The organism is Streptomyces sp. NPDC097595, from assembly GCF_044761525.1.
In the GTDB taxonomy this organism is placed as follows: domain Bacteria; phylum Actinomycetota; class Actinomycetes; order Streptomycetales; family Streptomycetaceae; genus Streptomyces; species Streptomyces drozdowiczii_A.
Map to the genome: position 1 here is coordinate 1 of NZ_JBIWCN010000037.1, position 7,152 is coordinate 7,152.

The window sequence follows — 7,152 nt, forward strand, 5'->3', positions numbered from 1 at the left end:
GCTGCACACCTACAATCACCACCGCGGACACACCGCACTGAAAGGCCAACCACCCGCCAGCCGCGTCCCCAACCTCACAGGGCAATACACCTAGTGCGCGGCGTCCAGTTTCGCCCGCTGGTCCTGTGTGAGGTCGAGGTCCACCGCCGCCAGGCTCTCCTCCAGCTGAGCCACCGAGGACGCGCCCACCAGGGGGATGACCGGGATCTGGCCCCCCATCAGCCAGGCGAGGACGACCTGGTTCTGCGTGGCTCCCGTCTCCGCCGCGATCTCGGCCAGGGCGGTGAGCCGGGCAGCGGTGCCCGCGTTCTGGTAGCCGGGGTCCAGCGGCTTGTCCGTACGGCCGTAGCTGCCGTTGAGGAGCGGGGAGTACGCGACCAGGCAGAGGGACGGGTCTTCGCGGAGGTAGCTGAGGTGGTCGCCGGAGGTGACCCCCAGGTCGCCGTCGGGGGAGCGGAGTGTGGGCTCGTCGGTGCGGTGGCGGAGGTAGCTGTGGTGGTACTGCAGCACCTCGTAGCCGGGCAGACCCGCGGCCGCCGCGAGGGCCCGGGCGCGCTCCAGGCGCCAGACACGGTGGTTGCTCGCACCCAGCAGGCCCACCGTGCCGTCGGCGACGACGGCGGCGAAACCCTCCACCGTTTCCTGGAGGGGGACACGGGGATCCTCGATGTGCGCGTACAGCAGGTCCAGCTTGTCCGTGCCGAGATTCTCCCGGCTGCGCTCGGCCGACTCCCGGATCGTCTTCGCCGTGAGCCTCTCGACGTCCTTCGTGAAGGTCGAGCTGGGACGGTCGGGGCGGCCGCCGAGCTTGGTGGCGATCGTGATCTCGTCGCCCACGCCCCGGCTGCGCCGCCAGCGCCCCAGAAGCCGCTCGCTCTCACCGCCCTGGGTGCCGTTGACCCAGAACGCGTAGTTGTTGGCGGTGTCGATGAAGGTACCGCCGGCTTCGACGTACCGGTCGAGGATCGCGTACGAAGTCGCCTCGTCGGTGATGGTGCCGAACCGCATGGCACCGAGGCTCAGAACGCTCACCTCGCGGCGGGTGTCCGGATTCTGACCGATGGTGCGGTAGCGCATACGGGTGCCTTCCGAAGGGTGCCTGGGGCTTCGGCGGCGAGTCTGCCTCCTGGAGTGCTCTCGAAGTCAAGGGACGCCGAGACAGGTTCATGAGAGCCGGCAGGAAGGCCGGACGTTGCGCAGTTCGGTCCTCAGCACGGGCGTGCCGTCGACAGGCGCCGGATCCTCCGCGGTCGGCTCGATTCCGCCGGCAGCGATCTTGTCGAGCGTCTTGAGGCCGGCGGCGCCGACCGTGCCGAACACCGTGTAGTCCGGCCGCAGTGCGGAGTCACCGTAGACGACGAAGAACTGCGAACCGTTGGTGTTCGGCCCGGCATTGGCCATCGCCAGCAAGCCGCGCCCGTACACGCGACGGGTGCCGGTCGGATCAGTCGGCGCCGGCGGCAGGTCCACCGGCAGCTCGTCCTTGTACGCGTACCCCGGTCCACCTTCGCCGGTGCCCGTCGGGTCGCCGCACTGCAGGACCTTCAGGGTCGGATACGCCGTCAGCCGATGACACACCGTACGGTCGTAGAACCGGTGCCGCGCCAGGTGCACGAAGCTCTGGACGGTGCAGGGCGCCTTCGCCCGGTCCAGAAGCAGGGGCAGCGGCCCCTGGCTGGTCGGGACAGCCATGTCGACCGCTCCGCGACTGGGGGTGTGCCGCGGGTCGGGCGGCAGGGGAACCGGCCGCGCCGCCGGGTCGTCCGGTGTCTGGGAGTACTGGCAAGGCCCGTGCGTGGTCCGCGGCGGGGCTTCGGAAGCGGAGGCGGTGACGCCGCCCCCGGACACGACCAACGTCAGTGCCGCCAGCGCGGTCATGAGACCTCGGTTCATCCTGCACACCCTCCAGAAGATCGTCAGATTTCGGAGCGGTCGCAGTCTAGTCAGTCGGCGCTCTGCTCCGCAGGCGAGCCGAGGTTCTGGGTGGCGGCCCAGGAGGCGAGGAGGCGCAGTCCCTCTTCGTGGGGCGATCCGGGTTCGGCGGCGTAGACGGTGAGGGTGAGACCGGGTGCGGCGGCCATCTCCAGGCCTTCGTAGGCGAGGGTGAGGTCGCCGACGGTGTGGTGGTGGAAGCGTTTGGTGCCGGTGCCGTGGTGGCGGACGTTGTGGGCGCCCCAGCGGGTGCGGAACTCGTCGCTGCGGGTGGACAGCTCGCCGACGAGGTCGTGGAGGTCCTTGTCGTGGGGGTTGCGGCCGGCTTCGGTGCGCAGGATGGCCACGGCGACGTCTGCGGCCTGGTCCCAGTCGGGGAAGAAGCGGCGGGAGGCGGGGTCGAGGAACTGGAACCGGGCCAGGTTGGCCTGGTTGCCGGCGGTGGCGTAGACGTCGTCGTAGAAGGCACGGGCGAGCTGGTTGGTGGCGAGCATGTCCATGCGGCCGTTGCGGACGAAGGCCGGGCCGGTGGTGATGGCGTCCAGGACCCACTGCAGGCTGCGGTGCGCCTTCCACTGCGTGGCGCGGCGGCGGGGGCGGGTGAGGGCGTCGGAGCCGTCGGCGGCCTGCGCCAGGTTCAGCAGGTGGGCTCGCTCGGCGTCGTCGAGCCGGAGGGCGCGTGCGACGGCTTCGAGGACGGCCGGGGAGACACCGGCGAGGTTGCCGCGCTCCAGCTTGGCGTAGTACTCCACGCTCACGTCGGCCAGGGCGGCGACCTCGCTGCGGCGCAGGCCGGGCACCCGGCGCCGGTTCCCGGCGGGTAGGCCGGCTTGCCCGGGGGTGATTTTGGCTCGCCGCGAGGTCAGGAACTCGCGGACCTCTTCTCGGTTGTCCACGCCTTCGACGGTACGTCCCGCCCGCGTCCAAAGGGATGTACTGGCAGTACACCCCTTGATGGTGTCTCGCTCCCCGCGCGAAGAGCGGGTTACCTGGATGACGTGGTGCTTTCCCGGGGCGGCAGACCTCGCTCGGACGACACCGACGGCCACCTGATTTCACCGGTCCCGCGGACCCGCGAGCCAAAGCGCCGACGGGCACACGACCGTCGGCAATCACAACGATCAAGGAGACAGCCGACATGGCCGACCATGACTTCGAGCAGATCTTCCCGCTCGGGGACACCAATGACGCCTACGCTGAGAACTTCGTCGGGCAGAGCTACCTCGCCCCTTTGACCGGCGGGAGCGTCCCGGTCAGCAACGTGTCCTTCGAGCCGGGCTGCCGCAACAACTGGCACATCCACCACGGCACCGGTGGCGGCGGGGACCAGATCCTGCTGTGCACGGCCGGCAGCGGCTGGTACCAGGCCGAGGGCCAGGACCCGGTCAGCATGACCCCCGGCACCGTAATCCGCGTCCCGGCGGGCACGAAGCACTGGCACGGAGCGAAGGCCGACGCGTGGTTCTCCCACCTCGCCCTCATCACGCCGGGAGACGACGTCAGGAACGAATGGCTGGAGCCGGTCACCGACGAGGTGTACGGCCGCCTGCCCAAGAACGGAGAGAACGCATGAGCATCCTGAACGAGACCTACACCCTTTCCAACGGCGTCGAGATCCCCAAGCTCGGCCTGGGCACGTGGTTCATCGACGATGACCAGGCAGCCGCCGCCGTCCGCGCCGCAGTCGAGATCGGCTACCGCAACATCGACACCGCACAGGCGTACGGCAACGAACGCGGCGTAGGAGAAGGCATCCGCACCTCCGGCGTGGCGCGCGAGGACCTGTTCGTGTCGACGAAGCTGGCCGCCGAGATCAAGGACCACGACACGGCGGCCGCCGCGATTGACGAGTCGCTGGCCAAGCTGGACATCGGCTACATCGACCTGATGCTGATCCACGCCCCTCAGCCATGGGACGACTTCCGCGGCGGCGACTACGCCGAGGGCAACCGCCAGGCGTGGTGCGCACTGGAGGACGCCCACAAGGCAGGGAAGATCCGCGCCATCGGAGTGTCGAACTTCCTCCCGTCCGACCTGGAGAACATCCTCACCCACGGAACGGTGGCACCGCAGGTGGACCAGGTGCTCCTGCACGCCGGGAACACCCCGGACGAACTGCTGGCCTTCTGCGAGGAGCGCAACATCCTCGTGCAGGCGTACTCGCCGATCGCCCACGGCACGCTCCTCGACAGCCGCCAGATCAAGACGATCGCCGAGAAATACAAGGTGAGCGTCCCGCAGCTCTGCATCCGCTACACCCTGCAACTGGGCACACAGCCGCTGCCCAAGACCGCGAACCCCGAGCACATGCGCTCCAACGCCGACGCCGACTTCGAAATCTCCGAGGACGACATGACCACCCTGCGCACCCTCGACGAGCGCGACTACGGCGAGCACGCCGCCTTCCCCGTCTACAGCGGCAAGTAGGACCGCGCCCGGCCGGGCCGCCACGCACGACGCCCGGGGCGGCGCGGGTCAGCCAGGCCATGGCCGCGAGGGCGCCGCCCCGCTCCAGGCCGTCGTGATGGGCCGCGCGCCGCTCGTTGGGGGTCGCCGTCTGGACCACGGTGGAGCGCACCAGAGGGTGCCGGAAGACGAACTCGCCGGTCAGCGGATCGATGTCCAGCGGTCCGCGGTTCGCGGCCCCGTCGGCCTCCAGCATCCGGTAGCGCCGGCAGTTCCCCGCGGGACCCGACGCCACACCGGCGCCGACACGGTCCACGGCACCGCGCAGCAGCTCCGTGCGGACGTCGGCGCCCAGCGACCCGATGCGGGTGCCGTACACCTCCGTGCTGGAGGCGTCCAGCCACTGCCCGTCGTCAAGCACCAGCAGCAGGGCTGCTTCGAGGCCCGGAGGGAGAGCAGGTCCAGTACGGCGATACGGGGGAGCTCCCGCGCTGCGGCCGAAGACGACGTCGAAGACCTGCCGGTGCACCTCGTCCAGCCGGTCGACGTACGACAGCAGCGGATAGAGGGGCTGGTGCAGGCCGGCGAAGGGCAGTTCCGACTCGGCCTCGACCGTCGGGGGCCGTGACGAACTCCGCCAGCGTCCTCAGTTCGAAGTAGGGCCGACATCCGGACGCCTCACACGTGTGAACGGTGTGCCCACCGCATACGAAATGCTCTCCCCGGCCCCCACGAGCGGCTCTCATCGGGCCCGATCTACTGACAGTTGTTGTCGACGGCAAGGCCCTGAACGATGCGGTGTTGGAGCTGAGCTGGGCTGCGGGCAACGAGCGTCAGTCCGTCGACGGCGCAGGCGTCTACCGCTTCGAGTTGCCCCACGGACTCGCGCACGACAGCCTTCTGATGCTCCGCTGCGACGACCGATGGCTGGACTGGCGGCACTGTCCGGCTCCCGCGTACGGACATACCCGCGATGCCTCGGTTGTCTGGGAAGAGCCAGGACCAGAGCTGGAGCTGCTCCTGGCGAACGGTGAGGGAAAGTACCTGGAGTGCAAGCAAGAGGTTCCGGAGGGCGACTCACGGAAGAAGATGCTCAAGACCATCGCTGCCTTCGCGTCGCAGGACGGCGGTACTGTCCTGATCGGAGTCCGGGACGACCTGCAGATCGTGGGCCTGCCTGAGGGGGCGAACGTTGACAAGCAGGTTCTCCAGGTCGTGGGGATGATCCGGGACAACCAGGAGCCGGTGCCGTCCTACGAGCCACGCGTGATCGAGCACGACGGGAAGACTGTTATCGCTATCGAGGTTTCCGGCGGCGGTCGGATGTACGCCTACCGCGACGGGAAGCGCGCGGAGTTCTATGTCCGTGTCGGTCCGAACACGGTGCCCGCCCGACACCATGAGATTGCCGCAGGATTCTGGCAGGCTCCAGCCGTCACCACTCGCTGAGCACCGTCACGCCGCCGACGACGCACTCGGTGCGGTAGGCCCGCGCCGGCAGCCAGATGTAACGGCGCCGCGGCGTATCGGAATTGTCCACGCCATCCTGTGCGACGCCAGCAGCAACGGGGTGTGCCTGTGCTACCCGGGCGGCGCCGTCGAACACGTCACCCTGCAGGTGCGCGCCGACGTCCATGCCGCGATCACCACGAGCCTGGAGCGGAACTGGCCACCCTTACATCCAAGGACTTATCGACTGCGGAAACCTTTTCCAGCAGCAGGAACTACGAGGCGTTGAAAGTCACGATGTGCGCTGGCAGGGCGAGTGGGTAGCACCAGGAATCTATCGACTACGCAATGACGGTACTCAGTCTGCCCACGCCGTGAGAGCTGTTGTGACGGTGAACGAGGAACAGACCCGTGTTGAAAGCCCCAGGGTCGACGGCGGATACCACCTCATACTCCACTTTCCCGGAGCGCTGCGGCAGCACATCATCGAACGACGCGAGCGGCAAGAACGGGAAGCACAGGCAGAGCTTGATCGACGGCGGAATCCTCTCTACGTTCGTCCCCTTCCGTGCCCCCTCAACTTTCACTACATCGAAGAGCGTGTGCATTGGAAGACCGAACTCGGCAACCCAAAGGAACATGCCGACAGCAGCCGCATGAGTGGCCTAGGAGAATTCGACTAGGCAGTGTGATGCAGGTCACGCGATGCAGTGTTGCGTAGCAGACCACTGCTGAGAGAGCGTGTGGAGCGGCGCGGGGCCAAATCTAGGGAAAGAGTGTGCCTAGTTACGCTGACCGCGTCGAGTACCTCTTCGGCACTGACGAAGCCCGTACTCTTCTCGCACAAGCGCTCTCTGGTTTCAAAGATGTGCCTTTTTCTGAACTGGCCCGCGCAGTTCGTGACTGCCTTCGTGACCTCCCTCCAAGCGGCGTCGGATCCCTTGCACGTGAGCTGCGCCGGGCCGGCTTGTCTATCCATCAAGCCAATGTCCAGGGTCAGCATGCCGGCGACGATGCAGCACAGCTGATTGAGTACACGCGCACGGGCTGCGATTGAGTCGCGCCTCAGGTGCAAACGATGGGGCAGCCGCGTCGGATCGAGTGCTGTGCAGCGCGCAGGAACAGTGCGACGTAGAAGGCTGTGTCCTGGTCCTTGGTCCACGGTCCTGTTCGAGTAGTGGCCGGTTCCATTGCTTGGTGCCTGAACCACGTGCTCAGGTCGAGGTTGTCGCATGTTGCCGGGGTTTCGGCTGGCAGATCGATGGCTGCGGCCAGCTTCTCGGCGAGCGGTAGTACCTGAGGAGCGCCGACGACCATGGACTCGTGGTCGTCGGATTCGATGGGCAACCAGATCTCCTCATCGAG

The 7,152-nt window shown here is 67.7% G+C and carries 8 protein-coding genes and 2 pseudogenes; 3 read left to right on the forward strand and 7 right to left on the reverse strand.

All coding sequences use genetic code 11. From position 1 onward, the window contains the following. Positions 1 to 90 precede the first annotated feature (90 nt). The 3 genes from ACIQZN_RS34830 to ACIQZN_RS34840 all read right to left on the reverse strand — a co-directional run bounded on the left by ACIQZN_RS34830 (position 91) and on the right by ACIQZN_RS34840 (position 2,828). Positions 91 to 1,077 carry an aldo/keto reductase gene (locus tag ACIQZN_RS34830; RefSeq protein ID WP_404002716.1) on the reverse strand — a complete coding sequence of 329 codons (987 nt, stop codon included), beginning with the start codon at positions 1,075 to 1,077 and terminating at the stop codon, positions 91 to 93. Between the two features lie 87 nt (positions 1,078 to 1,164). Then, entirely contained in the window at positions 1,165 to 1,692 is a 528-nt protein-coding gene (locus tag ACIQZN_RS34835) for a peptidylprolyl isomerase (RefSeq protein ID WP_404002718.1), read from the reverse strand. Between the two features lie 251 nt (positions 1,693 to 1,943). Further along, complete coding sequence (locus ACIQZN_RS34840; RefSeq protein ID WP_404002720.1) at positions 1,944 to 2,828, reverse strand: helix-turn-helix transcriptional regulator; 885 nt, start codon at positions 2,826 to 2,828, stop codon at positions 1,944 to 1,946. 242 nt (positions 2,829 to 3,070) lie between these two features. Here ACIQZN_RS34840 and ACIQZN_RS34845 point away from each other — a divergent pair, with 242 nt between their 5' ends. Beyond that, entirely contained in the window at positions 3,071 to 3,505 is a 435-nt protein-coding gene (locus ACIQZN_RS34845; protein ID WP_404002722.1) for a cupin domain-containing protein, read from the forward strand. Continuing rightward, positions 3,502 to 4,359: an aldo/keto reductase gene (locus ACIQZN_RS34850; RefSeq protein ID WP_404002724.1), complete on the forward strand. Its 858-nt coding sequence runs from the start codon at positions 3,502 to 3,504 to the stop codon at positions 4,357 to 4,359. Before ACIQZN_RS34845 ends, ACIQZN_RS34850 begins: the two co-directional genes overlap by 4 nt. A gap of 37 nt (positions 4,360 to 4,396) precedes the next feature. Here ACIQZN_RS34850 and ACIQZN_RS34855 read toward each other — a convergent pair. After that, a pseudogene (locus tag ACIQZN_RS34855) lies at positions 4,397 to 4,963 on the reverse strand (helix-turn-helix transcriptional regulator); the annotation flags it as partial. Between the two features lie 176 nt (positions 4,964 to 5,139). Here ACIQZN_RS34855 and ACIQZN_RS34860 point away from each other — a divergent pair. Then, entirely contained in the window at positions 5,140 to 5,787 is a 648-nt protein-coding gene (locus tag ACIQZN_RS34860) for a helix-turn-helix domain-containing protein (RefSeq protein ID WP_404002726.1), read from the forward strand. On the opposite strand, the gene ACIQZN_RS34865 is transcribed toward ACIQZN_RS34860, so the two are convergent. The 3 genes and pseudogenes from ACIQZN_RS34865 to ACIQZN_RS34875 all read right to left on the reverse strand — a co-directional run. Next, positions 5,774 to 5,974, reverse strand: a complete 201-nt coding sequence (locus ACIQZN_RS34865) for a hypothetical protein (protein WP_404002728.1) — start codon at positions 5,972 to 5,974, stop codon at positions 5,774 to 5,776. The genes ACIQZN_RS34860 and ACIQZN_RS34865 overlap by 14 nt on opposite strands. Positions 5,975 to 6,128: 154 nt before the next feature. Beyond that, positions 6,129 to 6,395, reverse strand: coding sequence for a hypothetical protein (locus ACIQZN_RS34870; protein ID WP_404002730.1), 267 nt, complete (start codon positions 6,393 to 6,395; stop codon positions 6,129 to 6,131). A 457-nt stretch (positions 6,396 to 6,852) separates the two neighbouring features. Continuing rightward, positions 6,853 to 7,152, reverse strand: a pseudogene (locus ACIQZN_RS34875) (hypothetical protein); the annotation flags it as partial.

Excerpts from the sequence above, each read along its gene's own strand:
- ACIQZN_RS34830 (WP_404002716.1), bottom strand. The coding sequence starts at position 1,077 with ATGCGCTACCGCACCATCGGTCAGAATCCGGACACCCGCCGCGAGGTG.
- ACIQZN_RS34835 (WP_404002718.1), bottom strand. The coding sequence starts at position 1,692 with ATGGCTGTCCCGACCAGCCAGGGGCCGCTGCCCCTGCTTCTGGACCGG.
- ACIQZN_RS34845 (WP_404002722.1), top strand. The coding sequence starts at position 3,071 with ATGGCCGACCATGACTTCGAGCAGATCTTCCCGCTCGGGGACACCAAT.
- ACIQZN_RS34850 (WP_404002724.1), top strand. The coding sequence starts at position 3,502 with ATGAGCATCCTGAACGAGACCTACACCCTTTCCAACGGCGTCGAGATC.
- ACIQZN_RS34865 (WP_404002728.1), bottom strand. The coding sequence starts at position 5,974 with ATGGACGTCGGCGCGCACCTGCAGGGTGACGTGTTCGACGGCGCCGCC.
- ACIQZN_RS34870 (WP_404002730.1), bottom strand. The coding sequence starts at position 6,395 with ATGCACACGCTCTTCGATGTAGTGAAAGTTGAGGGGGCACGGAAGGGG.